Source organism: Sulfitobacter indolifex, from assembly GCF_022788655.1.
GTDB lineage: Bacteria > Pseudomonadota > Alphaproteobacteria > Rhodobacterales > Rhodobacteraceae > Sulfitobacter > Sulfitobacter indolifex.
On sequence record NZ_CP084957.1, the window covers coordinates 1 to 26070 of the forward strand.

A 26070-nucleotide genomic window follows, 5' to 3' on the forward strand; every position below is an offset into this window, starting at 1 on the left:
ATGAACGAGCAGCGGATCAGAATGGATCAAAAAATCCAAACGATGGCGACACGTCTAAGCAAATCGCTTGATGTGAATATGCGCAAGTCGTTTCTACCTGATGAACGAAAGTCTCTCAGACGCTTCTCATCCACGGAAGTTGCCCAGATCCTCGGGGTAAGCCAAGATTTTTTGCGGAAGATGTTTTTCGAGGACAAGCTCGATCTCGGTGATATCGAGACAGACGCCCGCGGCCGCAGGTTCTACACTGCAGAGCAAATCGATATAGCGCGCCACGAAATAGCCCGGTCAAGCACCAAGTTCCAGCATATCGTTCCTCGTCGTCGGGATGGGGAGCATATCCAGATCATTTCGATCGCCAACTTCAAAGGGGGGGCCGGGAAGACGACAACGGCGATCCATCTGGCCCAAAAGCTTGCCCTTGATGGTTATCGAGTTCTGGCAATCGATCTCGACCCACAAGCCTCAATGACCACCATGTTCGGTTTCCGGCCGGAAATCGACTTCCCTGAGGCCGGAACGGTGTACGATGCCCTCCGGTATGAGGACCCTATCCCATTTAGAGACGTTGTGCGCAAAACGTATTTCCACAACCTCGATCTAGCCGCGGCCGGCTTGTTGCTCTCTGAGTTCGAGACCGAAACCGCACACGCGCTTCGAAACAATATCAGGCCGCCGTTCTATCAGCGGCTTGCTCTTTGCATTAATGAAGTCGAGACAGACTACGACATTGTCGTCATCGACTGCCCACCGCAACTCGGGTTTACCACACTATCGGCTTTGGTAGCGTCGACATCCCTAGTCGTCACTGTCATTCCAAGCATGCTTGACGTCGCCTCGATGGCCCAATTCCTGCAGCTCACATCCAGCCTCATGGCAACAATTGCTGATGTGGGCGCATCGCCCGACTGGGACTTCATGAGATTTCTAATCACTCGTTTCGAGCCCAATGACGGCCCCCAAACTCAGATGGCGGCATTCCTGCGGACCATGTTCACGGATGACGTTCTTACTCAGCCTTTCCTGAAATCCTCCGCAGTCTCTGACGCTGGACTCACGCAACAGACACTGTTCGAGATCGCCAGAACGGATTTTCATCGCCAGACGTACGATCGGGCTATCGAGTCCATCAACGGGGTTGTGGCGGAGGTCGAAGGGCTCATCAAAACGGCATGGGGGCGTAAGTAATGGCCCGCAAAGTCACATTCGACATTCCCGAGGATGAAGAAAAGCAGCAGAGCTCGTCGATTTCTCCGACTCGAACCCAGTCACGAGCCCCTGCCCTTTCGGGAATGGCCCGTTCTCTTCAGGATGCGGCACAATCTTCAATTCAAGAAATCAGTACCGACCTTATTGATGATTCCGAGTTCCAGGATCGTCTGGCCCTGGATGACGAAGATGACATCAGGGAACTGGCTGAAAGCATTGACAAGCAGGGACAGCTTATCCCGATACTTCTGAGCCCCGAAGGGGGGCGGTACAGGATCATCTATGGGCGCAGGCGATTAGCCGCCCTTCGACTTATCGGCAAGCCCGCAAAGGCTCTCATCAGAGGCTTGGATGAGGATCAAGCGATTCTTGCACAAGGCCAAGAGAACAGCTTCCGAAAAGACCTCAGCTGGATCGAGAAAGCCCTGTTTGCACGTTCTCTCATAGAGTCCGGCAAGGATGAGGGACTGGTCTGTGACGCCCTCAACATCGATCAGAAAGCCAGGAAAGCCGGTGACAAGCTCACGGGACTTGCTCGCATGAAACAAGTCACTTCCTGTATTCCGACTGAACTCATCCAAAAGATCGGGGCGGCACCCGGGGTTGGACGGGATCGTTGGTATGCTGCCGCAAAGGCTTATGAGAGCCTTGGCTTCTCTGGAGATGAAGGGTTTCCGGCCGGAAACCGAGAATTCCATGATGCTCTCATGGAATCCAGAGGTTCAGGCAAGACCTCCGACGAACGCTTTGCGATCTTCGAAGGGCTCCTAAAACAGCACAAGCCCCCTGCCCCATCGGCAATCAAGACAAAACTCGGGATGGTGAAGGTCACCAAAAGAAATGTGATCATCACCGTCAAGAACGGAAATGACGGGCTTCATAAGTGGATCTCTGAGAATCCAGAGGCCGCTCTTCTAGCGTTGGCGAACGCGAAGGCCGCTGGTCCAGGGCAGATCATTACCCCAGAGAAAATGGAACCCATAGGTAACCCAGTCTCCGGCAGGGATCAGGATCTTGATGGTCCTGACATAGACGATAACAAAAACTGAGCAGAAAGGAGGACAGGCCAGAAAAGGAAAGACCCCCCGAAAGCAGTGCTTCCGAAGGGCCTCGATTAGCTTAGACACCTGATTGATACCCCGAAGCCGAATCGTTTTCAACACCGTTCGCGGTGAACGGGGAAGCTTTTTCAGCCGAAATCATCATGAGACAGGTATTTTCTCACACACCCGCCTTGGCGGAACGATCTACTATACCCGGTACGAACCCGTACAGGGTAATCGAGCCAATCCGAGCGATTCGCAAAGAACTCGGTCTGACACCAAATGACCTGGTAACACTGCAGGCCTTGATCAGCTTCATGCCGAAGAAGGCCGGACAAACAGCTCCAATGACTATCGTCTTTCCCTCAAACGCATCATTGTCTGAGAGAACGAACGGCCTGAACGAGAGAACGATTCGACGGTGTATCGGACACCTCGTGGATGCCGGGCTGATCCAGCGCAGGGATAGCGCAACCCGCAAACGGTTCCCTCTTCGCTACGGTGGATTGATCAGAGATGCCTTTGGCTTCGATCTGCAGCCAATGTATGATCGGGAAAGAGAGTTCACCGAACACGCAGAACAGCTTGTGGGCGATCAGGAAAAGCTACGGTCACTCAAGGCGGAGGCACTGGCCCTTCGTGTCGAGGCTTTGCGCCAAGCAAAGGATGTTGAGACTGTCTCATTTCTCCAGAACGTACGAAACATCCTACGCCGTGCAACTCTCAAAGCCGACGAAATCATAGAGCTTATCAAGAGGCTGGCAGAGTTGGTCGGAGCGACCATCAGAGAGTTTCCGGCCGGAAACCATGACGCTCAGGAAACAATGCCCGACCAAATGTCCGGCGACGACGGACAAAATGTCCGGCACGTAGAACCCACAAGATTGAATATAAAAAAAGATAGAGCAGATGCACACTGCACCTCTGGTTTTCAGGAACGCCGAGATCCAACAATTATGGCATGGACGGACCTGAAAAACATATCGGACTTCTTCCCGCATGAACCAAGAGATCATCAATCAGTTCTCGAAATATTGGCCGATGTCGGAAGATTGCTAAGAATAGAACAGGGCAGGATCATGAAACACCTTAGAGAACGAGGTCCAGGGCAGCTCCTTATTGCACTCAACGAATTAATTTTGAGAGCCAGCTTAGGACAGGTGAAAAACAACAACGCCTACCTTGATGCTATGATGAGGCAAGGAAACTGATGCTCTTGCCACATAAACTCGACCGGCTGGTGAGTCTGCATAGCCATCGAAGATCAAGAGACAATTGCGGCACACTTCAGATCACCCGCGTCAGGTGCAAGTCTGGAATGTTGTAGCTTATCATGGAACAAGAAGCCATTCTAGGTTTGCTAGATGTTCACAGACGCCTCGGCCCAAGTGGCCAACCTTACCGTCGTGTTTGTCTGTGTTAATGCTTATAACGCCGAGGGTGATACAATGCTGCTCGATTGGCTGGTGACGGATGAACAAGCGACCCATACCAAACTACTCTCCGAGTATCAGGCCTTGGAAGAAGAGTACGCTAGACAAGATGAACCCCCCGAGATTGATACTCAGCTTGGCGTGTTGGAAGCAGAGATCCAAAAGATCGAGATCCGGCCGTTAGCCTTCAATCCGACAGACATCGGGCGGGCAGGGGCCTTCGTCATGTTTGACCGCTACGGCGCGCTGGCAGTCTCTCGCGGCTACGACCACCTGACCTCGGACGAGTCCGTTGAAGACGGCAACACCGCCTAAGAGTACGCCTACACTGGACCGTGCGGCGGTTCGGATGACACATGGGAGGGCTCAACCCATCTCTTGCAGAATATCCAGAATGTACGTATATTCTGCACGAATGGAGACCCAGATCATGCATGAGCTTCCCGAGTTCAAGGCGGCCGACCTGACGCGGCACACAAGTGACCTGTTTGACGCGGCCATTCGGTCGCCGATTGCGATCACCAAGCATCGCAAGCCGAAATTCGTGCTGATGAGCATGGACCAGTACCAGCAGCTCGCGCGGGGGGCCACGCAACAGGCTCATATGGTTGACGAGATGCCCGAGGATCTCAAGGCGCTGATGATTGAAGGGCTCGAGCGGGACTTGACGCGGGCGGATGACTAAGCCGAGTGCGGGAGAGGTTTTCCGCTACCCGTTCCTATGGAAACGCGAGCAGATGGCGGGCGAGACCGAGGGCCGCAAGACACGGCCTGTCTGTATCGCCGTCACTGTCGCCAAGTCCGATAGCGAGACCGTGGTGTTCATCCTGCCGATCACGACGCAACCGCCCTTGCCCTCGCGCAAGTGCATCGAGGTGCCACAGATCGAGTCGCAGCGTGTGGGGTTGGAGACCCATGTCCGCAAATGGGTCATGCTGGACAAGATCAACACCGATATTCTGGAGCGGTCCTATGTCTGGGAGGACCGCACGCCCATCGGCGCGTTCAGTTCCGTCTTCACATTCAAAATCCAGTCCAGCCTGATCGCGCTTGCCAGGTCGGGCGGGGCATCGATTGTTGATCGGCTGAAGTAGTCTCAATCACCGCAGGGGCTACCCAGCTTCATTTGTTCCCATCGATCCATTTTGACATCAGCCCCTTGTCGCGGAAACACTCATCCGGGACGGCGCGGCGTTTGATCCGGGCGAGACGCTCGGCGAAGGCGACCTGCTTCGATGTCGGGCGGCTGTCCTGCGCGCCCGGGTTCAACTTGGCTTGTGCGTCGATCCAGGCACTCAAGGAGCGCCGATCTTGCTGAACCTCCCACGGCAGAAGCGTCTGGTTGCGCAGGGCCAGCAACCGCGCATAGGCAATCTGCTTTGGCGTCGCGGGCAGGGCGTAAGTAGTGCTTTCCATCGGGGATTTCCCTTCTTAGCTCGGTTCTTAAAAAAGAACATAACGGGAACAAATACAAGCCACCTCCGGAAATCATGGGGTTTGAGAGGAAGAGGAGGGCCGGAGAGGGTCAGGCCTGAGGGTGTCGGAGAGAGGGTACCCGAAAGAGGGTTGAACCGGCTTGATCCTGTTCCTCATCGGGGTCTGATGCCGGAAAGTGCAGGATCCTGCGTTCTCATGAGCTTCGCATTTAACAATCTCCGGCATCAGATCCCTAAAGAGTGAAAGTGTCCTTCGGGTTTTGTGACTGACGGATGAGGGCCTTTGGGGTCCCTCAGATGGGTCCGGGCCGGGTTCCGGTCTGTCTTTCCTGATTAAGGGCATTCCCATGCAAACAGGTGTCTTGCGCGTGTTGCGCGCGACCGCTGCCTCGTCGTGGCGACACAAGGAACTACGCCGAACCGGCCAGACGGGGCAGTCACAACGGCGCGAGCGCGAGACTGTCCTGCGTGACCTCGGCTATCTGAAGCAGGCGGCGTCATTGCCAAACGCGCATATGATCTGCGGAGAGGGCGGGACATTCATCCATCTTGGTTGGACCACCGTGTCGACCTTCGCGCCGATCGAGCGCTTTCCCTTGGCCACTCTTGCGGTCGCACGAGGGACCCCGTTCATCGATGTCCGGCCCGTCACCGATGTCATTGCCTTCGCGAACTTGCCGCGGGTGGCGCGGGACGGATCGGACGACTCTGAACCTTGGGGTCCCGGCAGGTCCGTGTCGCTGACCACCTACATCGACATGGTCGAAGCCCTCGGTGCCAGGATCATCAACGATCCGCGGCCCCGTCAGTCAATCTAATCACCATTTCCTCTCACAAAAACTCGAAAGGAGGCCAGCCATGGCCCGATCCCGCACGCCCAAATTCGATGCCTCCGAGGTCATCACAAACGAAATCGTCCGCATCATTGAGCGCGGCGTTCTGCCGTGGCGCAAGCCCTGGACCGCAGGCGGCAGCTCTCGTCCCCTGCGCGTGGGCGGTGAGCCCTACCAGGGGGTCAACAACTTCCTGCTGACCATGCGAACGGTGATGGCAGGCCACAGCTCGCCTTTCTGGATGACGCTGCCGCAGGCCAATGCCTTGCACGCAAAGGTCCGCAAGGGCGAAAAGTCCTCGGTCGTGATCTATTACGGTCAAAGTCGGAAAGACGCCGATGGCGAGGACGACCGCAGCGACGGAGATGATCGCTCCGAGGAGGCCCGCATCTTCCGCTTCCAGAAATCCTACCGCGTCTTCAACGCCTGCCAGATCGAGGGCTTGCCCGAGAGCTTCTTCCCCGATCCGGAACCCGTGCCCGAGCATCCGCCGTCCGAGCCCGTCACGCACATGCAGGCGTTTTTCGATGCCATCGACATCACAACCGTCTTCACGGGCACGGAGGCGTACTATTTGCCGCCCGTGGACAAGGTCTACATGCCGTCCATCACGCGGTTCCAGGATCCGCGCAATTTTTACGGGGTCTGGACCCATGAGCTGGCCCATGCCACGAAGGCCCCCCATCGACTGAACCGTGATTTCGGGTTCTCGAAGTTTGGCAACACGTCCTATGCGCGCGAGGAGATCGTCGCGGAATTGACCTCGGTGTTCTTGGGGCAGACGCTCGGCTTCACGGCGCATACGCTCGAGATGAATGCCGCCTACCTGCACAACTGGTTGCGCGTCCTTCGGTCGGACAAGGGTGCGATCTTCAAGCACGCCGTGGACGCGCAGCGGGCCTGCGACTATCTGATCGCCAGATCTGAAGCGGGTAGGGCAGGGCGCAGCGCCGAGGCCGCGTGACCACACGGAGAACGGAGTCGTCCATGTCACGCAAGGAACCCAAGACGCTGCGGGTGGCCTGCTTCGAAGACGGCCGCCGCAAGATCATCACCTTCAAACGCAGTGCCTATTGGTGGAGCCGGTCCGAGGGCGCTTATCCGCTCTCGGCAGCGCTCGAGAGCATCACGGACCAGGGCGGCTGGATCGCAACCATTCCCAACCCGAATTACAGACCCAAGGGGCTGTTCGGGTAGGGCACCTTCTCCTTCGGCCCTGCCGCCAAGCGGAAAAGAAAAAGCAGGCTTTGGGAAGGGTGTTTCAACTTCTCAAAGGAGATCCCCATGTCCATGACCGTTCAACCCCAGCCAGACCGTCCGGATCCGACGGTGATCGCGGCGCAGAACGACGCGTTTCGCAAGCTCGCGTGCCTTGGAGTGCCGCCCGCGCAGCCCATCCAGGGCCGGATGCATGTCACCCGCTCGCTTATGGAGGCCGGCGATGGCTTCATGGCCGAGGCGGTCAAGGCAACCCGTGAGTTTGCCACGTTCGAGCCTGAGAATGATCCCGAGGGCTTGCACGATTTCGGGGCGGTCGAGATCCGGGGCGAGACCGTGTTCTGGAAAATCGATCTCTATGAGGCAGACTCGGATTTCCGCTACGGGGCTGAGACCCCGGACAATCCCGCCACCACCATGCGCGTGCTGACCATCATGCTGGCGCGCGACTGGTAGAAGGGCAGGGGACACCCCCTCCTGAAACCCCAGGCGATGAAGGCCCACTGACCCCTCAAAGGGAGAGTGGGCCTTTTGTCGTGGTGATCCCTGAAGCCGGGGATTGGTCACGCGCGTGAGCGCGCGGGCCACACCTCACCCACCTGGAAGGATATCCCATGACCACAAGCTTTGCCCCTCTCACCGTCGCTATCGGCGATCTGGTCCCGCATCCCGCCAATGTGCGCAGCAACGCGCCGGAAACCTATGACCCCGAGAACATCGCGCATCTGAAGGCCAGCATCGCCGTGCTGGGCCTGCTCCAGCCGCTCTTGGTCCAGAAGCTTGACGGCAAATATGCAGTGCTGGCCGGTGGCCGGCGCCATGCCGCGCTGAAGGAGCTGGTCGCCGACAAGGTCGCCAAAGGGTTCACTGCGAAAACCAAGATCGACTGCCGCCTTGTGCCGGAGGACTGTGACGTGACCACGGCGCTGTCGCTCGCCGAGAACATCACGCAAGCCCCGATGAACGCAATCGACGAGTTCGAGGCTTTCGCCCGGATGATGGGGGTCGACGGCCAGACGCCCGAGACCATCGCAAAGACCTTCGGCACCACGGTGGCCGCCGTGAAAGGCCGGTTGCGCTATGGCCTGATCCACCCCGACATCCGCGCCGCGGCGCGGGGCAAGGTGATCACGCTCGACACGATGAAGGCCTTCGCCGAGCACCCGAGCCAGGAGGCGCAGCGCGAGGTCTTCGAGGCGCTCACGAAAGACGGCGGCTATCTGCAGGCCTATACCGTCCGTCAGGCCCTCAAATCCCGCGGCGTGCAGGTTAGCGATGATATCGGGGCTTTCGTGCGCGAAGACTACGAGGCGCGTGGCGGTGCCGTCGCAGCTGACCTTCTGGAAGAGCATTCCGTGCTTGAGGATGCGGCGCTGGTCGAGACCATCCTGCTTGAGAAGCTCGGGGCTGCTGCCGAAGAGGCCCGCATAAAGCTGGGCTTTGCCTGGGCCGATGCGATGGTCCGCTATGATTACGCGACCATGGCCGACTACGGCCGCGTCTATCCCGGCCCGATCGAGCCTGATGAGGCTGCCCAGAAGCGCATCGATGAGATCACCGCCGAGCTTGAGAAATTGCAGATCGAGATGGAGGATGAGGGGCTCGAGGACGGTGCCTACAACGTGCTTTACGAGCGCGTGGACGCCTTGGAAGAGGAAGCGCGCGATCTGCAGGAGGCCTACAGCACCGAGGACCTCGCGCGGTCTGGGGTGATCGCGTCGTGGCAAGGTGGGCAGATCACGCTCCATGTGGGCCTCGTCCGCCCGAAAGACACCGTCAAAGAGGAGGGCGCGCGCGGCTCCTCGGCAAGCCCGACCGCGGAGGAGGCCCCAGACGCCGGCGAAATCAGCTACCCGGCCTCACTGGCTGAGGACCTCAAGACAGAGCGGGCCATGGCCCTTGGCGCTGCGATGGCGCTGCATCCGGAGGCCACGCTCGATCTGACGCTCTTCAAGCTGGTGAGCGACGTTCTTGCCAGCGGAACGAGTGTCACGCAGGCGATCAAGATCGATGCCCGCAAGGAATACCGCAGCCATGCCAAGATGGACGAGATCGACGAGACCTCGCTCGAGCAGGTGGCGGCGGCGCATGATGTGCTTGATCTCTCGTGGCTAGATGACGCCCGCGCGCCCGCTGATCAGTTCGCGGCGTTTCGCGCGCTGGAGACAGGGGAGAAGGCCAAGCTCGTGGCCTATGCCACGGCCAGCACCACGCAGTCCTGCTTCGCGCGGGACCCGCGGCGCGACAGCCTGATGCATGACTTCGAGATCGAGATCATGCCCGATATCCGCGCCCACTGGACGCCGAACGCGGCGCTCTTCAACCGCTTCAAGAAGGCTTGGCTCCTGAAGATCCTCGGCGAGGATCTGGGTCTCGCCCAGGAGGCTGTGACGCTCGCCTCGTCGAGCAAGAAAGAGATCGTCGCCTTCTGCGACAAGCTCTTTGCCGAGCCCTTCGCCACGCTCACCGACGCGCAGCGCGCTGCCGTTGCCGCCTGGTGCCCGCTGATGATGCAGACCGCCGGTGTCGCCTTTGATGAGGCGGAGCCCGCTGCGGAAACCCCGGAGCCTGACAGCGAGATCGCGCAAGCGGCCTGAGCCATCACGCGACCCGCGCGAGGCATTCCCCGCGCGGGTCGACCCTTCCAAACCACACAGAAAGACATCCCCATGGCTATTCTCAAGTTCTCTGCCTCCGCTGTTGCGGCGCAGATCGCCCATGCACGCGCCTGCAAAACCTTCTTGCCCAACTGGAACGGGCCCGTGGACAGGCCGGCCTTGATCCTGATCGTCGGCAATGGTGTGCATTTGCGCTCAAACGGCATCGATGGCACGACCACCCGTATCGTCACCACCGAACAGGCCGATCCGTCCTTTGCTTTCGCCGACGGCATGAACCCGTTTCGGGACACCGACTGGATGGCGCAGCGCCGAATGGCGTTCCGCGATCTGACCGGCCAGTTCTACACCGACATCCTGGATGACGTGCAGGTGCTCATCGAGAGGGGGCGGGGGGCGATCCGGCTCGCCACCGATGGCCACAGCATCCGCGTCTTCGTGCGCCGGGCCTCGGATTATCTCATCGGCGGGACCTACGAGGTGCCGTCAGGCCTCGGCGGCACCTTCCGGGTCATCCTCAAGGATGCCTGCGACACCTTCGCGATCGTGCAGAACTGCGGCAATTGCGAGGATTTTGACGCCATGCAGCCCTATCGCGTGCCGCTTGATGCGCTCATGGAGATCGACGATCGGAGGGCGGCATAGTGGGATGGCTTTTCTACACCGACGGCCGCGTTAAATCCTACGCGGATGAGAAGGCGGAAATTACACGGCTCTGCACCTTCGAGGGCGACACGCGCAGAACCGAACTGGTCAAGGCCTGCAAGGTCGCCTCCACCTGGTATGCGGCGGCAAGGGTCACCAATCTCGACGGCACCGCTGTCGAAGACGCGACCTATATGACCGATGCGGATGACTCCATCACGTTCGGGGCTGTCTTCCTCACCCGATACGATGACGGCTGCTGAGGCTACAAGGACATGGAGGAAAGTGCTGGCCCGAACGAATCTCGTGCTCCCCTTGGGCTGATCGAGCTCCTCTCCGACCTGAAAGACCCGGACAGCTACGCCCAGGACTGGCGCCAGCGCTGCCGGGATTGGGCGTCGATTCCAGACTACCAGGAAGGCGACAAGATCAGGCTCGCAGCGCCCGTGACGCTCACCGATGGCAGTACATGCCGGATCGTCACCGCGACCCACTACAGGCGGGGTCGGCAAAAGCGCCGCTGCTACCGCATCGAGGAAACCGGCGGGCTCGTGCGCCTGTCGAAAGCCTCGCTCGCGGGCTCGGAGCTGCTCAGCTCCGCGAAGGGTGCGGCCAGTCCTGTGTTGGCGGAGTATCTCGCGGGGCGAAATTAGGTCCTGCGCTCGACGGTTCATCGACCTGCCCGGCGACAGCAGATCCTGCGGCTTGTCTTGACAAGGCAATGCAAATGCATTACCTATCGCGGGCAGCAACGACCCTTTTCTTTCAGGAGACTGCCATGACAGCGCTCGCACAAGATGTCTCGAAACTCACGGATCGGTATCAGACGACCGTGCCGGCGGGTGTGCGCAAACAGCTCAAGCTGGGCAAGGGCGACCAGATTCGTTACTGCACCGAGCCGAGTGGCAGGGTCTATATCGAGCCCGTGCGCAGCGACGAGGAAGATCCCGTGCTCGGAGCCTTTCTCGATTTTGTCGAGGCCGATATCAAGGCGCATCCGGACCGCATTCGGGCGTTCGATGGGGCTTTGCATGACCGTCTTGCAGCACTGGTCGGAGACGTTGGTGTCGATCTCGATGCGCCGCTATCGCTCGAGGATGAATGAGCGGCGATAGCGTGCCCGCCCAAGCGCCCCTTGTCGTAAACGGATGGTCGATTTATGCGCATCCGCTCTTTCTGGAGCAGCTCGAAGGGCTGACCCTGGAGGTCGAGGCGCGCAAGGCACGCGATCCCAAGACTTGGCGCAAGAAAAATTCCACGAAACGGTTGGCCGCCATCTTCAAGCTGGTCACCGAGGCCATACCGGCGGATCCGGGTGCCGCGGCCTTCCGGCAAGGCGGCACACTCGGCGATCACCGCAAGCACTGGTTCCGGGCGAAATTTTTCCAGCAGTATCGGTTGTTCTACCGGTTCAACAGCGATGCGAAGGTCATCGTGGTGGCATGGGTGAACGATGACAAGACCCTGCGCGCCTATGGCAGCAAGACGGATGCCTATGCGACGTTCAAAGGGATGCTGGAAGATGGCAACCCACCTGACAATTTCGACGCGCTCTTGAAAGAAGCAGCGGCGGCGGACAAGCGGTTCGAAACTTCCCTTGAAGCGGCGCCAGATCGGTAAGTGGGCCAGCTTGCTGTGACGCTATGGCATTATCGTTTACGACGCCACGCTGGAAGATGTAGCATCGGCTGTTAATACGGTCGGAGAAAGCACAATGGACGAAACGGAAAAGGATGGGCAGCACCTCGGTCTAGAGGAGCAATGCGCGCCTGACCTGACGGGGCACCGTTTCCCAATTGCTGTGCGCGTTGCAGACATGCCCGATGACCTCGGCAAGCTGCTGGATATCGGGCTCGAGGAGCATTTCCGTGGCCGCTGAAGCGAATTCTTATGACGCGTGGTTTTGCGCGCAGGTGCAGGCCGCGCTGGAGGATGCACGCGCCGGAACTTCACAGGTTCAGGTAATGCAGGCCGCGCAGGCTTTGATTGATGCGAAGCGCGAGGTCGAACCCAAGTCCTGACCAAGCCTTGGAGGTCAGCGCGGTCCGACCTCATCTCCCTGAAAAGCGAAAGCGGGCTTTTTGTCCTTTGGAACTCAGACCCTGATCCAAAGGAAAATCCCCATGTCCAAGCCCAAACCGGCAAACCCGGCTTTCCCAATCTCCGACACTGATCTCGCAAATGCCATCGCGCAGATCGGCACGGAGGTCGACCACCGACCCCTGCGCAGTTCAGCGCTCGCGCGCATTATGCGCGAGACGTTTCATGGCAGTGATGCTGGTGGTGCCTGGGACTGGCGGATGGCCTATGACCTGATGCAGGCTGCGGCAATCCAGGTGCTGCTGCGTGGGGACGGTGCAGCAGGCGACATCGCCGCTGCAAAGCTGCTTGCCTCGCGGCTCCTCACGGAAACCCGCCGGTCAGAGCAGCAGATCCGGCTGCAGCAGTTTTCCACGCCGCTGCCATTTGCGACCATGGCGGTTCGGGCCGCGGCGATCCGCAAGGGCGAGACCGTTCTGGAGCCCTCGGCTGGCACCGGTGCCCTGGCCGCTTTCGCCGCCCGCGCAGGTGCCACGCTTTTGCTCAATGAAATCGACCCCTTTCGCCAGCGCCTCCTGCGCGCGGTTTTCGGCGGCGAGGTGACGGGCCATGACGGCGAGCATATCGACGATCTGCTGCAGTCGCCGGTTCTACCCGACGTCGTGGTGATGAATCCGCCCTTCGCCTCCTCGGTCGATCGGTCGCGTGACAAGCACATCGCCGCCAAACATCTCATCGCGGCTGCAAAGCGTCTCGTGCCCGGTGGGCGGCTGGTGGCGATCATGCCGCCGGGATTCACGCCCGAACGCGATGCCGCGCATTGGTCCCGCGCCTGCGGTCTCCTGACGCCACGATTGGCGCTGACGATGCCGGGGCAGGTCTACCGCAAGCTCGGCACCTCTGTCGAAACCCAGCTGATGGTCTTCGACAAGGTGCAGGAGGACGGCGAGATGATCCGCGCCATTGTGTGCGATCTGGACGAAGCCCTTCCTTTTGTCGACGCCGCGGCCGCAACCCGGCCCGAGATGCGCCCCGCCCAACGGCCTGAAGCGATCCCTCACGGGCGGCCGACCGCTCCATCATCTGCCCCGCGCAAGACCGCCGCTGCGCCTGTCGCCGCCTCCAAAGCCCGGGCCAATGCCGTCCGTCCGCTCAGCTTTACAAGCTTCGATGTCCCGCGCGACAACACGCCCATCTCGGACATCTATGCGCGTTACCGGCCGCAGCGGATCGAGATCGCGGGTGCGCAGGAACATCCCACGCCGCTGGTCGAGAGCATCGCCATGGCCTCGGTTGCCCCGCCCATGCCCTCAAACACGGGCAGTGATGACTTGCGCCTGCCCGCACGGTTGGTCGAGGAGGGAGATCTCTCCGAGGCGCAGCTCGAGACCATCATCATGGCGCATGATGCCCATGGACGCGACCTGCCGGGGCGGATGCGCCTAGATGACGACCAGAACAAGCTGACGCGCGCTGATGATGACCCTAAAGCACGGGCCTATCGCCTCGGTTACTTCCTCGGCGACGGCACCGGCTGCGGCAAGGGCCGCGAATGCGCGGGGCTCATCCTCGTGAACTGGCTTGCCGGGCGCAAAAAGGCGATCTGGGTCTCCAAATCCGCCACGCTTATCGAGGACGCGATCCGCGACTGGACCGATCTCGGCGGCTCGCCAGCCGACATCCAGCCGCTCTCCAAGTGGAAACCGGACCAGCCCGTCCCGATGGGCGACGGTATCCTCTTCGTCACCTACGCCACGCTGCGGTCCGCGGGCAAATGCGGCACCACGCGACTGAGCCAGATCCTCGACTGGATGGGCGCAGACTTTGAAGGCGTCCTCGCTTTTGATGAGGCCCATGCCATGCAGAATGCCGCAGGGTCAGAGCAGGGCAGGGGGGTCAAGCCCTCGCAGCAGGGTCTTGCGGGCCTGCGGCTGCAACTGGCAGCACCCCGCGCTCGCGTCTTCTACATCTCGGCCACGGGCGCCACGAGCGTCCACAACCTCGCCTATGCCGCGCGGCTCGGTCTCTGGGGGCAAGGGCCCGAATACCCCTTCCCGAGCCGCGAGAGTTTCGTCTCGGCCATGGAAGCCGGCGGTGTCGCCGCCATGGAGGTGGTCGCGCGTGATCTCAAGACGCTCGGGCTCTACACGGCCCGCGCCCTCAGCTTTGATGGCGTGGAGTATGACGTGCTCGAACATGCGCTGACCCCGGCCCAGATCGAGATCTACGACGCCTATGCAGGTGCGTTTCGGACGATACACCACAATCTCGAGGCTGCCCTGACGGCGACCGGTGTCAACGATGCTTCGGGAGAGACCAATGCCTCGGCCGCACGCGCCTCGGCCAAGTCCCGTTTCGAGAGCACGAAGCAGCGTTTCTTCAATCATCTGCTGATGGGCATGAAGGCCCCGACCATCATCCGCGCCATCGCGGACGATCTGGCGGCAGGCAATGCTTGCGTCATCCAGGTTGTCTCGACAGGCGAGAGCCTGCTGAAGCGTCGGCTTGAGTCGATGGACCCGGAGGATGAACTCGTCGAGGGTGCCTTGACGCCGCGCGACTATGTTCTGGGCTACCTCGAACAGGCCTTCCCGATCCATGCGCAAAAGCTGGTCGAGATCGACGGCAATATGGTGGCGGAACCTTTGCGGGATGAGACCGGGGCGCTCGTTGTCTCGCGCGAGGCGCTCGCCCTGCGCGATGCGGCCATGATGGAGTTGATGACGCTGGCGCCGATCCCCTCGGCGCTCGATCAGATCCTCTGGGCTTTTGGCGACGAGGCCGTGGCCGAAGTGACCGGAAGGTCGATTCGACCTCTGAAGGCGGACGATGGCCACCTCTTCATCGAAAAGCGCGCCGCCAGCAGCAATTCGTCCGAGACCCAAGCCTTCATGGACGGCGAAAAGGATATCCTGATCTTCTCCGATGCGGGTGGGACGGGCCGCTCCTATCATGCGGCACAAACGGCGAAGAACCAGAAGCGGCGGCGGCACTATCTTCTGGAGCCCGGCTGGCGCGCCGATGCGGCCATCCAGGGGCTCGGCCGCACGCATCGCTCGGCTCAGGTCAGCGCGCCCTTCTTCCGGGTTTGCACCTCCGATGTGCATGGCGAAAAGCGTTTCACCTCGACGATTGCCAAACGCCTCGACCAGCTGGGGGCCTTGACCAAGGGCCAGCGCGAGACCGGCTCGCAAGGCATGTTCCGGGAGGAGGACAATCTCGAAAGCCCGATCGCACGGGCCGCACTGCGTGGCTATTTCGCCGATCTGGCCGCCGGGCGTGCCGAGGCAATGAGCTACGAGAGCTTCACCGACTGGACGGCCCTGCGGCTGATCGACAAGGACGGGGTGCTCCTTGAGGAGCTTCCCCCGATCCAGCGGTTTCTGAATCGGGTGCTTGCCCTTCCCATCCACATGCAGAACGCGCTCTTTGGCGAGTTCATGCGCCGGATCGCTGATCAGACCGAACGCGCGCGGGCGGCGGGCACGCTCGATCTCGGCGTCGAAACCTTGCGCGGCGAAAAGATCGAGCAGGTCTCCACAGAGGATCTCTGGACCTGCCCGAAATCCGGCGCCGTGACGCGGATCATCGGGCTTGAGGTGACGGACCCGGTCCATGTCCTGGGCGCCGAAGAGGCCATATCGCGCAATCCGGACAAGCTGCCAATGGTGAATCGCGCCTCCGGTCGCGCGGCGCTCATCTCGGCGCGGCCGATGCAGATGTATGACGAGGACATCGTCACGCTGATGCGCAAGGCGGTGCGGCCCAACGGGTCGAGCTATCTGGAGGAGACGCGGTTCGAGTCCTCGGCCTGGGAAGAGATCGGCAAGCCTGAGTTCGCACGGCTTTGGGATGCCGAGGCGGGGTCCCTGCCGAAAACCACCACGACCAAGCTCTACCTGCTGACCGGGCTGCTACTGCCGATCTGGAAGGATATTCCAACCACCAATGAGCGCATCTACAGGGTCACGCCGGACGGGGCGACCGCCATGATCGGGCGCACGCTGAGCGAAGAAGGGGCGGCCGCGCTGCGCGCCCGCTTCCTCGTCTCCAACCCGCAAACGCCGCAGGAGATGCTGACCGCCGCCCTTGGCACCACCGCGCCGGTCGATCTGGGCCGGGGACTGACCCTGACCCGTCGCCGGGTCGCAGGCGAGATGCGCCTCGAGCTTGGCGGCGCGGACAAGGGCATGATCGAAGGCCTCAAGGCCATGGGGTGTTTCACGGAGATCATCGCCTTCCAGCTGAGGGTGTTCTTGCCGCATGGGGACGGGATCGACGCGGGAAGCATTCTGGCCCGGATCGTGGGGCAGGAAGCCGCCAGAGCGGCAGAACAAGCCGCCTGAAAAGTCAAAGGGGGCTTCCGGTCGGGCGTCGCGGATTTGGGTTTCACCGGTCTGCGCTTTCCGGGCGCGCGCAGACCAATGCCACGCCTGGCCCCCCAAATTCAGACAAGAGGACGGACCCATGACCAATCCCCAGATCGACTATGCCGCACTGGCGGCTCAGTGGCGTGCAGAGCGCGAAACCACCTTGAAGGCATCCAGAGTGGAGCTGCTCGCGCAACTACGTGCGCTTGGCATCAGCGAGGTCGCTGTCGAATACGAAGGCTATGGCGACTCCGGCAATGTCGAGGATGTGACGGTGCAGCCTGCAGAGGGCAACCTGCCGGAGGCGCTTGTCACAGAAGTTGGCGATTTCGCCTGGTCGCTCGCCTATCACCATCACCCGGGGTTCGAAAACAACGAGGGCGGCTACGGCACACTGACCTGGGACTTGCGCAACGACAGCATCACCCTCGATCACGCGGACCGCTATGTCGAATGCTCGCACAGCTATGATGAGGGTCTTTGAGATGGCCCATCCGCTTCATCATGCTGAAAGCTCTGCCCGGAAATTCGGCGGGGTGCCGTCTGACTATCAGGCCATCCATGACTGGTTTGATGCCTCGAAAGAGCATCTTGCGCTCTTCACGCACAGAGCCTTGCGTCACCACGCCCAAGGCCTGTTTGAAGCCGAGCGTGTCTTCAGTCTGACCCTGACCAATAGCGCGGGTCGGGACATCCCCGTGCGCTGGATCGGCGAGCAACATGTCCGCGAAGACTGCCAAGGCCGTATCCCGAGCATGGCGGACTGGCTGCGTCGGATCAAGCCCGAGCCATGGATGGCCAATGGCCACATCGACCGGCATTCTGGCGATGAGTCCTGCGGCGACCCAAGGGTTGCCTGGGCCTCCGAGGTCGCCGCCGGACGAACGGTTCTTGGCCTGAAGGATTGGATGGCCGCACGCGCGACGCAAGCCACGCAAGCCACGCAAGGTGCCTGACAGCTCTGGGCCGTTTGCCAAACGAATGCTGAATGGAAGCCCGGTTGCACGACCGGGCTTCTTGCGTCGTTTCACACCACTCTTCTTGAGGAAGACCCCCATGACACTCGATGAAATCAAGGCCGCCGTCGATGCCGGCCAGACCGTGCACTGGACCAATACCGGCTACGTTGTCCACAAGGACCGGCTCGGTCAGTACCTCATCACCTATGTGCCGAACGGTAGCTGCATCGGTCTGACCGACCGGGGCGGGCAACGGTTGAACGGAAAAGAGGCGGAGTTCTTCATCGCGCGATCGGAGGACGGCGCGGAAAATCCGGGCAGCCAATCAATACCAGACGGGCAGGGGAGGGGCGTAGCACCCGGAGGCGCGGGGGCATTCCCACTCGGACGGCAGCTTTGACCCGTGGGCGAGGCTGAAAGGAAAGCAGGCTTTCTGATTTGTGATCCCTCAAGGGGTCGAGAAAGCAATCCCGGATGCGCTGGCAAGGACGTCAGACACCGGCCAATCTGAAAGGAACCATCCCATGTTCGCAGGAACCCTCACCCGCAATGTCGAGACCGCAGCCGCTCAGTACACCGGCATGATCCACGGGGCGCGCTTTGACATCGCCATCCAGTTGGAGGCGCGGGCCAAGATGTCCGAACGCAGCCCGGATTTTGACGTCACGGCAGTCAACAAATCGGGCCGCAAGGTACGCATCGGCACGGCCTGGAACGAGACCGGCAACACCAGCGGCAACCCCTACATCTCGATGCAGATCGATGTTGGTCTCGGCCCGTTCCGGGTCAACGCGGTGCAGACGAAAGAGGCGCGCGCGGCCCAGAGCGGCGCGTTCGAGATCATCCCGCTGGTCTCGAACGGCCTGATGAAATCCGGCTCGATCTCGGGCGAGCTCACCGCTATGGACGCCGACAACGCCTTCACCGGCTACATCGCCAACATGATGTTCGATCTGGAGTTCATGCTGATCGAGAACAGCTACAAGACCGAGGAGACCCACCCCGATTACCGCATTGAGGTCAGCTCGCCCCGTGGCACACCGATCCGCGTCGGCTCGGCCTGGATGGCGAAAAGCAGCCGCACGGGCAATGACTACTTGTCACTGCTGATCAACACGCCTGATGGCGACCTGCGCGTCAACGCCGTGCAGAACGAAGAACAGCGCGGCGGGCAGACCTTCTCGATCATCCCGTTCATCGACAGCGGTGAGCAGCCGCAGGACGCAGGCGCGGGGCTGTCGCTGGTCGCATGATCAACGCGCGATATTAGACATCCGCACCGAAAGGGGAGCCGTGGGACCGCGGTTCCCCTTTTTCTTATCTCGATGTCGCAGCGAGACATATCGTACGATACTTGGGAAGACACCATCCATATCCTACCGGAGGTTGAGATCTACATCAATTCCAGGATGCTACGCTGCAGCTTGGCAAATGAGTCACTCGCTGTGGTCACTGGGTGTTGGGTCAATTGAACTCGCACATCGCTGCGCAGCGCGTGATCTCAGGGGATTCCTTTCGTGCGACACTATGGTCTTCTCTCACTTGCTGTTTCCAGTGTGACGTGGTCAGTCCCACATTAAGGTGAGCCGAGAAAGATGTTGCGGAAAAGGCCCGAAGACGCGTTTTACGTCTTATAGAAACGCTTTAGATCGCGTCGCTTGCTCAGTTGTTGCGGTCGGTATGGTTTGACCTCTCCGAATTGAGCGACCGCGGTCGCCTGCATGCGTTCTTGTACGGATGGGTGGAGAGGGAAATCGTCGCCGACTTCTCGGATTCCTTTTTTCCATGGAATGCTGACTGGTCCGAACGCCAAGATCGCGTCCTCGCGGTGCTGCAGGCCCAAAGGGTCAGGAGCGCGGTTAAGGTAATTTTCGTTGATTTTGATTGAAGGCACACACTCCTTTAACTCATCGACCATCCAGTCTAGGGCGATATCACTGAGACGGGATTCGGCCTCGGGGTAGCTGCCACCGATGTCGCTGTGACAACCCGGGAACCAGACCTGCTTGAGCCAAGCCGGTTCTCGGTTCTTGGTCTCTATAGCGGCTTTTTTGGACGCCCATCCAACTCGCGGGAAGTCTGCGCGGTCTTCATCGATCGCCATGGCGTGGCGGGCGTGGTTTACGTCGGGATCCAGCCACATGTCGTAGTTGCGCTTGTTCCAAGCGGCGAAATGCCCTGTCTTCAGAATCTGTGGCCAGTCTGTAGGGCGCAATATCTTCAATTTGCGACCAGGATCATCCGAGAAATACTTGAAATTATCGAGCAGAAGTGAGCCGAGTTGCCAAACAAGCACTCCGAGCAAGGCGCCGAGCGGGATGACAAGAAGCAATGACCATCCCAGCACGATTCCGGCAAGAAAGGCGGCACCGACTGTGAACGTCACTCCCCAAACAAGCGCGCGCACGACCGCAGTCCGCAGTGACGCCACCGTATCGAACACTCCGATGAAGGTTGGCTGAATATTGCCCTGATTGTCTTCGCCCTCGAGGGGAGCACTCGAATACTTCTCGCGAAATCTGTGACCGAGCTCTTCGCGATGCTTGAAGTACGGGTTCTGTCCGCGAGGCTTTCCGGCGCCGTGGTTATAAACGAACTTCACCGCATCCGTGGCGATCTTGCGTAAACCGGGTCCGTGACGCGGGATGGGTTTGCCATCGGGCATTTGTGTCGGGACACCGCAAAGGTTCATGACATTCGCTAGTGCCCTGACCGTGTACGCCCCGCGCGAGAAGCCGAATAGCAGCACACGGTCACCGGGCTCATAATGGGCGATGATCTGTTCATAGCAATCGATGATATTGTGATCGATGCCGGTGCCGACTGCGCTTTCAAGGATAGGTTTGATGCGGCCAAAGAGTCCCCCGCTTTCGCCCGTGCCCAGCCCAGGATCGTAAAAGGTGACTTGATCCTTTGGGCTAATTGGTGAGTCTGGGCCGGGACGCATGGCGCGATACATCTTGTAGACGTTCGAAAGGCGTTGGTCCGGCCTAGACCCGCCCATTTGCCCGGTCCCATCGGAAAAAATACAGATATTCTTTGTCATTTTTTACCTTTTTCCTTCAGCCTGATTGACTTCTGTCTGTTTAGGCCGTCCGCCGGATCGCTTTAGCGAGAGTGGAAGAAAACAGTCTATCTCGTCAGCTGTGAAGCTCATGTCTTCCATCTCCTTCAGCCGTCTTTGGGCCTCCTCGTAGGCTTTTCCGTCAGTCTGAGGTGCCCCTTCATAGAGGGCAGAAAGTATGGCCTGTAACTCGTCCCGACGCTCAACTGCGGCTTCATGTGACAGTCTTGGCAGATCGGTTAGCAGTGAGAGGTAGCATTCTCGGACGTTCCAGAGCTTCGCGGCTGCGTCACGATGTTTTTGGGCGATAGCACCGGGATCGAAGTTCTTCAGATATGCCGCAACAAATAGCGTCATAAATGAAATGCCGACAGTCGCGACCTCGACCCATAATTCTTCTCCCACCACGACTCCGATCGCCCCTGCGCTCGTCAGTGCTGAAAGGGTGATTTGCAAAACCTTGTACCTGCGAAGTGTATCGGCAGAGCGATCGGCCATACGTTCGTGGGTTTTGTGGGTATAGACCACCCGTCCGAAGCATTCACGGACCTGATCCTCGAACGCGATATCGTAGTCAGGCGGCATAGTCTTCATCCTCGGCATCTTTCACACGGATCGGGACGTGGATGTTGTCACGCGCAACGACCACGCCTCGGCTGACCGCGTAGCATTCTACGAGGTGATCTCCGCGGAAGTTTGTGGTCTCTTGGCGCTCACCGCGACCTTCGTCGCGCACGATCTGTCCTCGGATCACGTCTCGACGCTCGGCTTCTTCGCCACGGTTCAAGATCTTCCAAAACAACTCGGTATCATCGGGAAGATCGGTTGCATCCGCGATGAAGAATCGAAGGCTCTTTTTCGGCAGCAGAACGCCATGCCGCTCCAATAGGTCCCGAAGCATTCCCGGACGGAATCCATCCTGCGTCACTTCGCAGTTGATACGAAGATGGTATCGAATATCGACCGGAAATCTGTCTTCGACAAACTGCTCAGTGTTCTTGAAGACATGCGCGAATGCGGCAGCCTCTCCCGCTGCACTCTTTGCCGGTGCTGGGTAGGCGTTCCCGAACACATCCCGCCATTTTTGGCGCTCGTTCTTCTGTCCGCTCGCATCGATGGCTTTTAGACATAAATCGTATGCCTTCTTCGCCTTCCGCTCGAACCGCTTCTTGACGCGGACGCGTTGGCGACTGCCAAGCGCTGCATACTCGGATTGCTTGGGCTGATCAGCCAGGAATTCGAAGAAATCTCGGCACATGTAGTCGTAGTAGTGGTAGCTCTTGGTATCGTATTCGTCGGTCGACTCGAGGAAGTTGTAGGCGAGAGTGTCGATCAGAAGGCCGCCCATGGCGACGCCGTGCTTGTTCTTCCAGGCGCGCGCCATCTTGCACAAGCGGCGAAGGTTCCGGTTCTTGCGCTCATTGGCTTCTCTCATTTCATCGAGTTCAGCCTGCGGCTTGGTATTCTTCCACGACCCACCGTTTGCGGTGTCAGGGTACTTATAGCTCCCATCAGCTAGCTTGAAGGCCGGCATCACTTCGATGTGGAAATCGTTGTAGAGCACCCGGACAACCAAACGATCCACCTTGACGGTCGTCGAAGGGTATCGCCGCTTGATCGCAGCCTTGGCATCGTGAAGAAGCCGATACTGGCCCCCATCCTTGTAGCTATCCCACTTCCCGGCAGGCATGATGTAGATCATGTCCAAGTCGGAAATGCCCTTGATCGCCGTCCAACGGCCATAGGAGCCAACTTGAAGGCTGTTAGCCGTTTTTGACTCTGTGTCGCGAAACTCCTTGTTAAGGGAAGCAGTGACTTCGCCGTATCGCAAGGCAATCGTCGCGGCATTATCGATCTTGATGTTATCGAGAAAGGTCTTGAAGTCTTCAGAGGTGCCCATTGGAGTCTCGCGTTTTTGCCGGTTCAGCGCCTCTTAGGCCGGTGCGGCGGTTTACAAATTTGCCTTTCTTTCGGATTCCTGTTATAAGTTAGGGACGAAAGACCGCACTTTCAAGCGTTGTAGTTTACAAAATATCAATCATATAGGTGGAATGTAAACCACCCACTGGGAGGACGTTATGATTGGCAAGCGACTCAAAGGAGCCCGAGCGGCATCTGGCCTCTCGCTCCGTGCACTTTCTGATGCCATGGAGAACAAGGTATCCGCCCAAGCCATAGGCAAGTACGAGCGTAATGAAGACATGCCCGGTTCGGGCGTGCTGCTAAGTCTTGCCCGAGCACTCGGCGTCTCTGTGGATTTCCTGCTCAGCGATGATGAGCTTGAGTTGGAGGGCGTTGAGTTTCGCAAGTCAGCCAGCTCTTCAGCCAAAGAGATCGCGACGATCGAAGCCAAGACGCTTAATATGGTTGAAAAGTACCTAGCTATCGAAAGCTTGCTGAATCTTTCGAGCCAGGAATGGGATGCCCCGCACGAAGCACCCTATTGGGTGGCCGATGTTCGAGATGCCGAGGACGCGGCTCGCAACATGCGTGCTTCTTGGCAGTTGGGTCATGACCCGATTCCAATGCTTGCCGAACTCCTCGAGGAGCACGGGATCAAAGTGCTGTCTTTGGATGTTGATCGGATTGACGGGCTTGCGGCGAAAGTGCGTCGAAAAGAGCATCACTCCGCCCGTGTTATCATGATCAAGAAGAAGACCTGGTCTGAGCGGAAGCGCTTCAGTTTAGCTCACGAATTGGGCCACATGGTTCTTAAAGTCGCCGAAGGGTGTGATTCAGAACGCGCCGCAAATCGATTTGCTGGTGCATTCCTCGTTCCGGCAGAAGTGCTACGGCAGGAGATTGGTGCCCGCAGAACGGACATAAGCATTGGTGAGCTCATTAGTCTGAAGGATCGGTTTGGCGTCAGCATTCAAGCGCTGACGTATCGATGCAAGGATTTGGACATCATCAACCAGGCAACATTTGCGCGTCTGTTCAAGGTCTATAAGCAACGAGGTTGGCGCGATGAGCCGTTCGAGGAGCCAAATTCCATTCCTTGGGAACGAGAAGAACCGGACCGCTTTCAACGTTTGTGTTTTCGTGCCCTCTCCGAGGGGTTGATTGGGTTGTCTCGCGCGGCAGAACTTCTCGAAATACGGGTTAAAGAACTGGAAGAGCGGTTGGACCACATGGCATAGTGCCTATGTGCAAATTCTTGTTTCTGATACCTCTGTCCTGATTGACATTGAAAGAGCCTCGCTGACCGCGAGGCTCTTTGACCTGCCCTATGATTTTGTTGTTCCGGATGCTCTCTATCAAGCCGAACTCCTCGACTGGATGGGGCCAGATCTGATTGACCTGGGGCTGAGAATAGAAGAGCTCACGCCAGAAGAAACCGCACGTGCGACAGAGCTGAAGCGGGCAAAGGCTATGTTGTCGACGCCTGATGTCTTTGCGTTTTGTCTGGCGGCGGGAAGGGATTGGGTTCTACTAACCGGAGACGGTGCGCTCAGGGCTGAGGCGGAGCGCCAAGAACTCGCGATGCATGGTGTTTTGTGGGTGTTCGATGAGATGGAACATCACGAGGTTTGTTCGACCGTCCTCCTCAAGTCGGGCCTCGAGGCGGTTCGTGATCACCCGAGATGCAGACTTCCCATTAGGGAAATCAATAGGCGCCTTGCGAGATACTAGATTGTTTATTCGGCTTGCTGGAGGGAAATTGTTGCGAAGCTCTTCTTCGCTTTAGCCTTGCGGCCTCCCCAGCTCGGCTTCGCGTGTCGCAGGGGAGAACAGCCCTACGGTCCGTCGCGCATTCGGCCATGCGGCCTCACCGCGGTGTTGCACCCGGGATCCCGGTTTGCCCGCCTCGCGAGCACGTCCCTCCCCGGCCGCTCCGCCGGATTGCGCTCTGGTCTGTTTTGCGGGGCAAAACGATCCCGCCGCTTCATCCGTCTTCCGCGTCCGGTCGGGCCGTTTGCCTGCTCGGGTCGGGCAAACCTACCGTCAAAACACACACACATGAGTGCGGAAGCATATCCTCCGGATGGCCCCCAAATCAGCCCGCGTCAAGGATCGCAAAACTTTTCGGCGAGGGCGGGGCCTGTGGCGTGGGGCGGTCCCGTGCTGCGCGCCGAAAACTTTTGCGCCCGGCAAGCCGGCGGCTGCGCCGTCCCTGACCCGGGCAGATTCGGAAACCAGGCATTCGGCCATGCCCCCACACTCACGTGGTGGCCTTGGAAACGAACACTGGAGACCAGACATGGCTTACGACACCGCAAACACCTACGAGACCATCGAGCTTTTCGGACTGACCGAGAAGGACGCGCAGCTGCCGATCCCCGAGGATCAAATCCTGACCGACCACATTATCCGCGAGAGCTTCGAGGCTTTGCTCGGTCAGCTGCGCGGGACCGGGCTTGAAGCAGAGATCGAACCGCTGGCCCATGGGATCGCGACGATCCTGCAGCGCCGCAAGGTGGCGCTTGGCAAGGAGGTCGACCGCACCGCCGACAAGATCGGCGCGCTGGCAAAATCCCACGACGGATCAGAGATCGCCGAGACCGCGCTCGAGGAGGCGCAGGCGCGCTTTCTGCAACTGCGCGAAATTGTCAGCGCCATCGAGGTGATGAGCGAGGCAGCGGCGGAATGCTACGAGATCGAGACGGGCCACGCCTTCATTCCGGCAGCCGGGTCGCGCGCAAGCGTCCGGGCGCAGGAGACCGGGGCAGTCTTTGAGGCGCGGCAGCTCCTGGAGCAGCACGACCGCGAAACCGCCGAGAAGTCGAAAGTCGAGGGGGTGCCCCTGATCGTCTCAGGCGCCACCGACTGGACCGATGTCGATGTGATCTTCAACACGCTCGACAAGGTTCGCGAACGGATCAAACAGAACCGCAATCAGGAGATCTTTCTCTGCCACAAGGGTGGCAAGCACGGTGCGGAGATGATTGCGGCTCGGTGGGCGCGCACACGGGGTGTCGCACAAGCGCGCTTTGATCCGCGCTGGTCCGCGCATGGGCGGGCGGCACCGTTTAAGTGCAACGATGAGATGCTGGACGACAAGTTCGCGGCGACAGGGGTTGTCCTCTTCGGCGGCAACGGGGTCGCGCTGAACCTCGGGCAGAAGGCGGAAGCGAAAGGTCTGACGGTCATGCGGGTTGCTGACCCGGCGAAGAAGGCGTCGCAGGATTGAAGAGAGGGGGTCGCGCTTGGCGCGGCCCTTTCGTCATGTCTCATGGCGCGTGCGATCGGTCACACGTGATC

General features: G+C 59.6%; 28 protein-coding genes and 1 pseudogene. 25 read left to right on the forward strand and 4 right to left on the reverse strand.

Annotated elements, in window-relative coordinates; all coding sequences use genetic code 11:
- The 6 genes from repA to DSM14862_RS21175 all read left to right on the forward strand — a co-directional run bounded on the left by repA (position 1) and on the right by DSM14862_RS21175 (position 4779).
- Positions 1-1188 carry a plasmid partitioning protein RepA gene (gene repA / locus DSM14862_RS21150; RefSeq protein WP_007120631.1) on the forward strand — a complete coding sequence of 396 codons (1188 nt, stop codon included), beginning with the start codon at positions 1-3 and terminating at the stop codon, positions 1186-1188.
- Positions 1188-2258: a plasmid partitioning protein RepB gene (gene repB / locus DSM14862_RS21155; RefSeq protein ID WP_007120632.1), complete on the forward strand. Its 1071-nt coding sequence runs from the start codon at positions 1188-1190 to the stop codon at positions 2256-2258. The genes repA and repB overlap by 1 nt, the downstream gene beginning before the upstream one ends.
- Before the next feature lie 155 nt (positions 2259-2413).
- Positions 2414-3463, forward strand: coding sequence for a helix-turn-helix domain-containing protein (locus tag DSM14862_RS21160; RefSeq protein ID WP_007120634.1), 1050 nt, complete (start codon positions 2414-2416; stop codon positions 3461-3463).
- A 153-nt stretch (positions 3464-3616) separates the two neighbouring features.
- Positions 3617-4000, forward strand: a complete 384-nt coding sequence (locus tag DSM14862_RS21165; protein WP_007120635.1) for a hypothetical protein — start codon at positions 3617-3619, stop codon at positions 3998-4000.
- 100 nt (positions 4001-4100) lie between these two features.
- Positions 4101-4370: a type II toxin-antitoxin system prevent-host-death family antitoxin gene (locus DSM14862_RS21170; RefSeq protein ID WP_007120636.1), complete on the forward strand. Its 270-nt coding sequence runs from the start codon at positions 4101-4103 to the stop codon at positions 4368-4370.
- Positions 4363-4779, forward strand: coding sequence for a hypothetical protein (locus tag DSM14862_RS21175; protein ID WP_237273231.1), 417 nt, complete (start codon positions 4363-4365; stop codon positions 4777-4779). The genes DSM14862_RS21170 and DSM14862_RS21175 overlap by 8 nt, the downstream gene beginning before the upstream one ends.
- 28 nt (positions 4780-4807) lie before the next feature.
- Here the strand turns inward: DSM14862_RS21175 and DSM14862_RS21180 are convergent, their stop codons facing one another.
- A complete protein-coding gene (locus tag DSM14862_RS21180) occupies positions 4808-5101 on the reverse strand; it encodes a hypothetical protein (protein ID WP_007120638.1) in 294 nt (97 codons plus the stop codon).
- A gap of 367 nt (positions 5102-5468) precedes the next feature.
- Here DSM14862_RS21180 and DSM14862_RS21185 point away from each other — a divergent pair, with 367 nt between their 5' ends.
- The 16 genes and pseudogenes from DSM14862_RS21185 to DSM14862_RS21260 all read left to right on the forward strand — a co-directional run bounded on the left by DSM14862_RS21185 (position 5469) and on the right by DSM14862_RS21260 (position 19057).
- The gene (locus DSM14862_RS21185) at positions 5469-5939 is read left to right on the forward strand and encodes a hypothetical protein (RefSeq protein ID WP_007120639.1); all 471 of its coding nucleotides are present in this window, start codon (positions 5469-5471) and stop codon (positions 5937-5939) included.
- A 40-nt stretch (positions 5940-5979) separates the two neighbouring features.
- Positions 5980-6918 (forward strand): ArdC family protein, encoded by a 939-nt coding sequence (locus DSM14862_RS21190; RefSeq protein ID WP_007120640.1) that lies wholly within the window; start codon positions 5980-5982, stop codon positions 6916-6918.
- 23 nt (positions 6919-6941) lie between these two features.
- Positions 6942-7151 carry a DUF6330 family protein gene (locus DSM14862_RS21195; RefSeq protein WP_007120641.1) on the forward strand — a complete coding sequence of 70 codons (210 nt, stop codon included), beginning with the start codon at positions 6942-6944 and terminating at the stop codon, positions 7149-7151.
- Positions 7152-7238: 87 nt separating this feature from the next.
- Entirely contained in the window at positions 7239-7628 is a 390-nt protein-coding gene (locus tag DSM14862_RS21200) for a DUF3768 domain-containing protein (protein WP_007120642.1), read from the forward strand.
- Positions 7629-7786: 158 nt separating this feature from the next.
- Positions 7787-9769, forward strand: coding sequence for a ParB/RepB/Spo0J family partition protein (locus tag DSM14862_RS21205; protein WP_007120643.1), 1983 nt, complete (start codon positions 7787-7789; stop codon positions 9767-9769).
- 72 nt (positions 9770-9841) lie between these two features.
- Positions 9842-10435, forward strand: a complete 594-nt coding sequence (locus DSM14862_RS21210; protein WP_007120644.1) for a hypothetical protein — start codon at positions 9842-9844, stop codon at positions 10433-10435.
- Positions 10435-11088 (forward strand): annotated as a pseudogene (locus tag DSM14862_RS21215) (DUF6927 domain-containing protein). Before DSM14862_RS21210 ends, DSM14862_RS21215 begins: the two are co-directional and overlap by 1 nt.
- 125 nt (positions 11089-11213) lie before the next feature.
- On the forward strand, positions 11214-11540 hold the full coding sequence (locus DSM14862_RS21220; protein WP_040701733.1) for a type II toxin-antitoxin system PrlF family antitoxin: 327 nt from the start codon (positions 11214-11216) through the stop codon (positions 11538-11540).
- Positions 11537-12055 carry a type II toxin-antitoxin system YhaV family toxin gene (locus tag DSM14862_RS21225; RefSeq protein ID WP_007120648.1) on the forward strand — a complete coding sequence of 173 codons (519 nt, stop codon included), beginning with the start codon at positions 11537-11539 and terminating at the stop codon, positions 12053-12055. The genes DSM14862_RS21220 and DSM14862_RS21225 overlap by 4 nt, the downstream gene beginning before the upstream one ends.
- A 94-nt stretch (positions 12056-12149) precedes the next feature.
- Positions 12150-12314 (forward strand): hypothetical protein, encoded by a 165-nt coding sequence (locus DSM14862_RS21230; RefSeq protein ID WP_007120649.1) that lies wholly within the window; start codon positions 12150-12152, stop codon positions 12312-12314.
- Positions 12304-12456, forward strand: coding sequence for an antitoxin PaaA2 family protein (locus tag DSM14862_RS21235; protein WP_007120650.1), 153 nt, complete (start codon positions 12304-12306; stop codon positions 12454-12456). Before DSM14862_RS21230 ends, DSM14862_RS21235 begins: the two co-directional genes overlap by 11 nt.
- A 102-nt stretch (positions 12457-12558) precedes the next feature.
- Positions 12559-16821 carry a strawberry notch family protein gene (locus DSM14862_RS21240; protein ID WP_007120651.1) on the forward strand — a complete coding sequence of 1421 codons (4263 nt, stop codon included), beginning with the start codon at positions 12559-12561 and terminating at the stop codon, positions 16819-16821.
- A 121-nt stretch (positions 16822-16942) separates the two neighbouring features.
- Positions 16943-17329: a DUF6878 family protein gene (locus DSM14862_RS21245; protein ID WP_007120652.1), complete on the forward strand. Its 387-nt coding sequence runs from the start codon at positions 16943-16945 to the stop codon at positions 17327-17329.
- 1 nt (position 17330) lies between these two features.
- The gene (locus DSM14862_RS21250; protein ID WP_040701721.1) at positions 17331-17801 is read left to right on the forward strand and encodes a DUF6915 family protein; all 471 of its coding nucleotides are present in this window, start codon (positions 17331-17333) and stop codon (positions 17799-17801) included.
- 100 nt (positions 17802-17901) lie between these two features.
- Positions 17902-18204 carry a hypothetical protein gene (locus tag DSM14862_RS21255; protein WP_007120654.1) on the forward strand — a complete coding sequence of 101 codons (303 nt, stop codon included), beginning with the start codon at positions 17902-17904 and terminating at the stop codon, positions 18202-18204.
- Positions 18205-18328: 124 nt separating this feature from the next.
- A complete protein-coding gene (locus DSM14862_RS21260; RefSeq protein ID WP_007120655.1) occupies positions 18329-19057 on the forward strand; it encodes a DUF736 family protein in 729 nt (242 codons plus the stop codon).
- A gap of 371 nt (positions 19058-19428) precedes the next feature.
- On the opposite strand, the gene DSM14862_RS21265 is transcribed toward DSM14862_RS21260, so the two are convergent.
- From DSM14862_RS21265 to DSM14862_RS21275, 3 genes are read right to left on the reverse strand one after another with little or no spacing between them, the layout of a single operon-like run.
- Entirely contained in the window at positions 19429-20850 is a 1422-nt protein-coding gene (locus DSM14862_RS21265) for a phospholipase effector Tle1 domain-containing protein (protein ID WP_007120656.1), read from the reverse strand.
- Positions 20851-20853: 3 nt separating this feature from the next.
- Entirely contained in the window at positions 20854-21462 is a 609-nt protein-coding gene (locus DSM14862_RS21270) for an SLATT domain-containing protein (protein ID WP_007120657.1), read from the reverse strand.
- On the reverse strand, positions 21443-22768 hold the full coding sequence (locus tag DSM14862_RS21275; RefSeq protein WP_007120658.1) for an SMODS domain-containing nucleotidyltransferase: 1326 nt from the start codon (positions 22766-22768) through the stop codon (positions 21443-21445). The genes DSM14862_RS21270 and DSM14862_RS21275 overlap by 20 nt, the downstream gene beginning before the upstream one ends.
- A 178-nt stretch (positions 22769-22946) precedes the next feature.
- Here DSM14862_RS21275 and DSM14862_RS21280 point away from each other — a divergent pair, with 178 nt between their 5' ends.
- The 3 genes from DSM14862_RS21280 to DSM14862_RS21290 all read left to right on the forward strand — a co-directional run bounded on the left by DSM14862_RS21280 (position 22947) and on the right by DSM14862_RS21290 (position 25999).
- Positions 22947-24008 carry a helix-turn-helix domain-containing protein gene (locus DSM14862_RS21280; protein ID WP_040701722.1) on the forward strand — a complete coding sequence of 354 codons (1062 nt, stop codon included), beginning with the start codon at positions 22947-22949 and terminating at the stop codon, positions 24006-24008.
- Positions 24009-24015: 7 nt separating this feature from the next.
- On the forward strand, positions 24016-24501 hold the full coding sequence (locus DSM14862_RS21285) for a PIN domain-containing protein (protein ID WP_007120660.1): 486 nt from the start codon (positions 24016-24018) through the stop codon (positions 24499-24501).
- Between the two features lie 568 nt (positions 24502-25069).
- Positions 25070-25999 carry a DUF2493 domain-containing protein gene (locus tag DSM14862_RS21290; protein ID WP_007120661.1) on the forward strand — a complete coding sequence of 310 codons (930 nt, stop codon included), beginning with the start codon at positions 25070-25072 and terminating at the stop codon, positions 25997-25999.
- Positions 26000-26070 lie beyond the last annotated feature (71 nt).

Coding starts and splice junctions, on each gene's coding strand:
- DSM14862_RS21225 (WP_007120648.1), top strand. CDS start 11,537: ATGAGCGGCGATAGCGTGCCCGCCCAAGCGCCCCTTGTCGTAAACGGA.
- DSM14862_RS21230 (WP_007120649.1), top strand. CDS start 12,150: ATGGACGAAACGGAAAAGGATGGGCAGCACCTCGGTCTAGAGGAGCAA.
- DSM14862_RS21160 (WP_007120634.1), top strand. CDS start 2,414: ATGAGACAGGTATTTTCTCACACACCCGCCTTGGCGGAACGATCTACT.
- DSM14862_RS21185 (WP_007120639.1), top strand. CDS start 5,469: ATGCAAACAGGTGTCTTGCGCGTGTTGCGCGCGACCGCTGCCTCGTCG.
- DSM14862_RS21170 (WP_007120636.1), top strand. CDS start 4,101: ATGGAGACCCAGATCATGCATGAGCTTCCCGAGTTCAAGGCGGCCGAC.
- DSM14862_RS21290 (WP_007120661.1), top strand. CDS start 25,070: ATGGCTTACGACACCGCAAACACCTACGAGACCATCGAGCTTTTCGGA.
- DSM14862_RS21275 (WP_007120658.1), bottom strand. CDS start 22,768: ATGGGCACCTCTGAAGACTTCAAGACCTTTCTCGATAACATCAAGATC.
- DSM14862_RS21255 (WP_007120654.1), top strand. CDS start 17,902: ATGACACTCGATGAAATCAAGGCCGCCGTCGATGCCGGCCAGACCGTG.
- DSM14862_RS21180 (WP_007120638.1), bottom strand. CDS start 5,101: ATGGAAAGCACTACTTACGCCCTGCCCGCGACGCCAAAGCAGATTGCC.
- DSM14862_RS21165 (WP_007120635.1), top strand. CDS start 3,617: ATGTTCACAGACGCCTCGGCCCAAGTGGCCAACCTTACCGTCGTGTTT.
- DSM14862_RS21265 (WP_007120656.1), bottom strand. CDS start 20,850: ATGACAAAGAATATCTGTATTTTTTCCGATGGGACCGGGCAAATGGGC.
- DSM14862_RS21250 (WP_040701721.1), top strand. CDS start 17,331: ATGGCCCATCCGCTTCATCATGCTGAAAGCTCTGCCCGGAAATTCGGC.
- DSM14862_RS21210 (WP_007120644.1), top strand. CDS start 9,842: ATGGCTATTCTCAAGTTCTCTGCCTCCGCTGTTGCGGCGCAGATCGCC.
- DSM14862_RS21190 (WP_007120640.1), top strand. CDS start 5,980: ATGGCCCGATCCCGCACGCCCAAATTCGATGCCTCCGAGGTCATCACA.
- DSM14862_RS21195 (WP_007120641.1), top strand. CDS start 6,942: ATGTCACGCAAGGAACCCAAGACGCTGCGGGTGGCCTGCTTCGAAGAC.
- DSM14862_RS21240 (WP_007120651.1), top strand. CDS start 12,559: ATGTCCAAGCCCAAACCGGCAAACCCGGCTTTCCCAATCTCCGACACT.
- DSM14862_RS21205 (WP_007120643.1), top strand. CDS start 7,787: ATGACCACAAGCTTTGCCCCTCTCACCGTCGCTATCGGCGATCTGGTC.
- DSM14862_RS21175 (WP_237273231.1), top strand. CDS start 4,363: ATGACTAAGCCGAGTGCGGGAGAGGTTTTCCGCTACCCGTTCCTATGG.
- DSM14862_RS21270 (WP_007120657.1), bottom strand. CDS start 21,462: ATGAAGACTATGCCGCCTGACTACGATATCGCGTTCGAGGATCAGGTC.
- DSM14862_RS21260 (WP_007120655.1), top strand. CDS start 18,329: ATGTTCGCAGGAACCCTCACCCGCAATGTCGAGACCGCAGCCGCTCAG.
- DSM14862_RS21200 (WP_007120642.1), top strand. CDS start 7,239: ATGTCCATGACCGTTCAACCCCAGCCAGACCGTCCGGATCCGACGGTG.
- DSM14862_RS21245 (WP_007120652.1), top strand. CDS start 16,943: ATGACCAATCCCCAGATCGACTATGCCGCACTGGCGGCTCAGTGGCGT.
- DSM14862_RS21220 (WP_040701733.1), top strand. CDS start 11,214: ATGACAGCGCTCGCACAAGATGTCTCGAAACTCACGGATCGGTATCAG.
- DSM14862_RS21280 (WP_040701722.1), top strand. CDS start 22,947: ATGATTGGCAAGCGACTCAAAGGAGCCCGAGCGGCATCTGGCCTCTCG.
- repA (WP_007120631.1), top strand. CDS start 1: ATGAACGAGCAGCGGATCAGAATGGATCAAAAAATCCAAACGATGGCG.
- repB (WP_007120632.1), top strand. CDS start 1,188: ATGGCCCGCAAAGTCACATTCGACATTCCCGAGGATGAAGAAAAGCAG.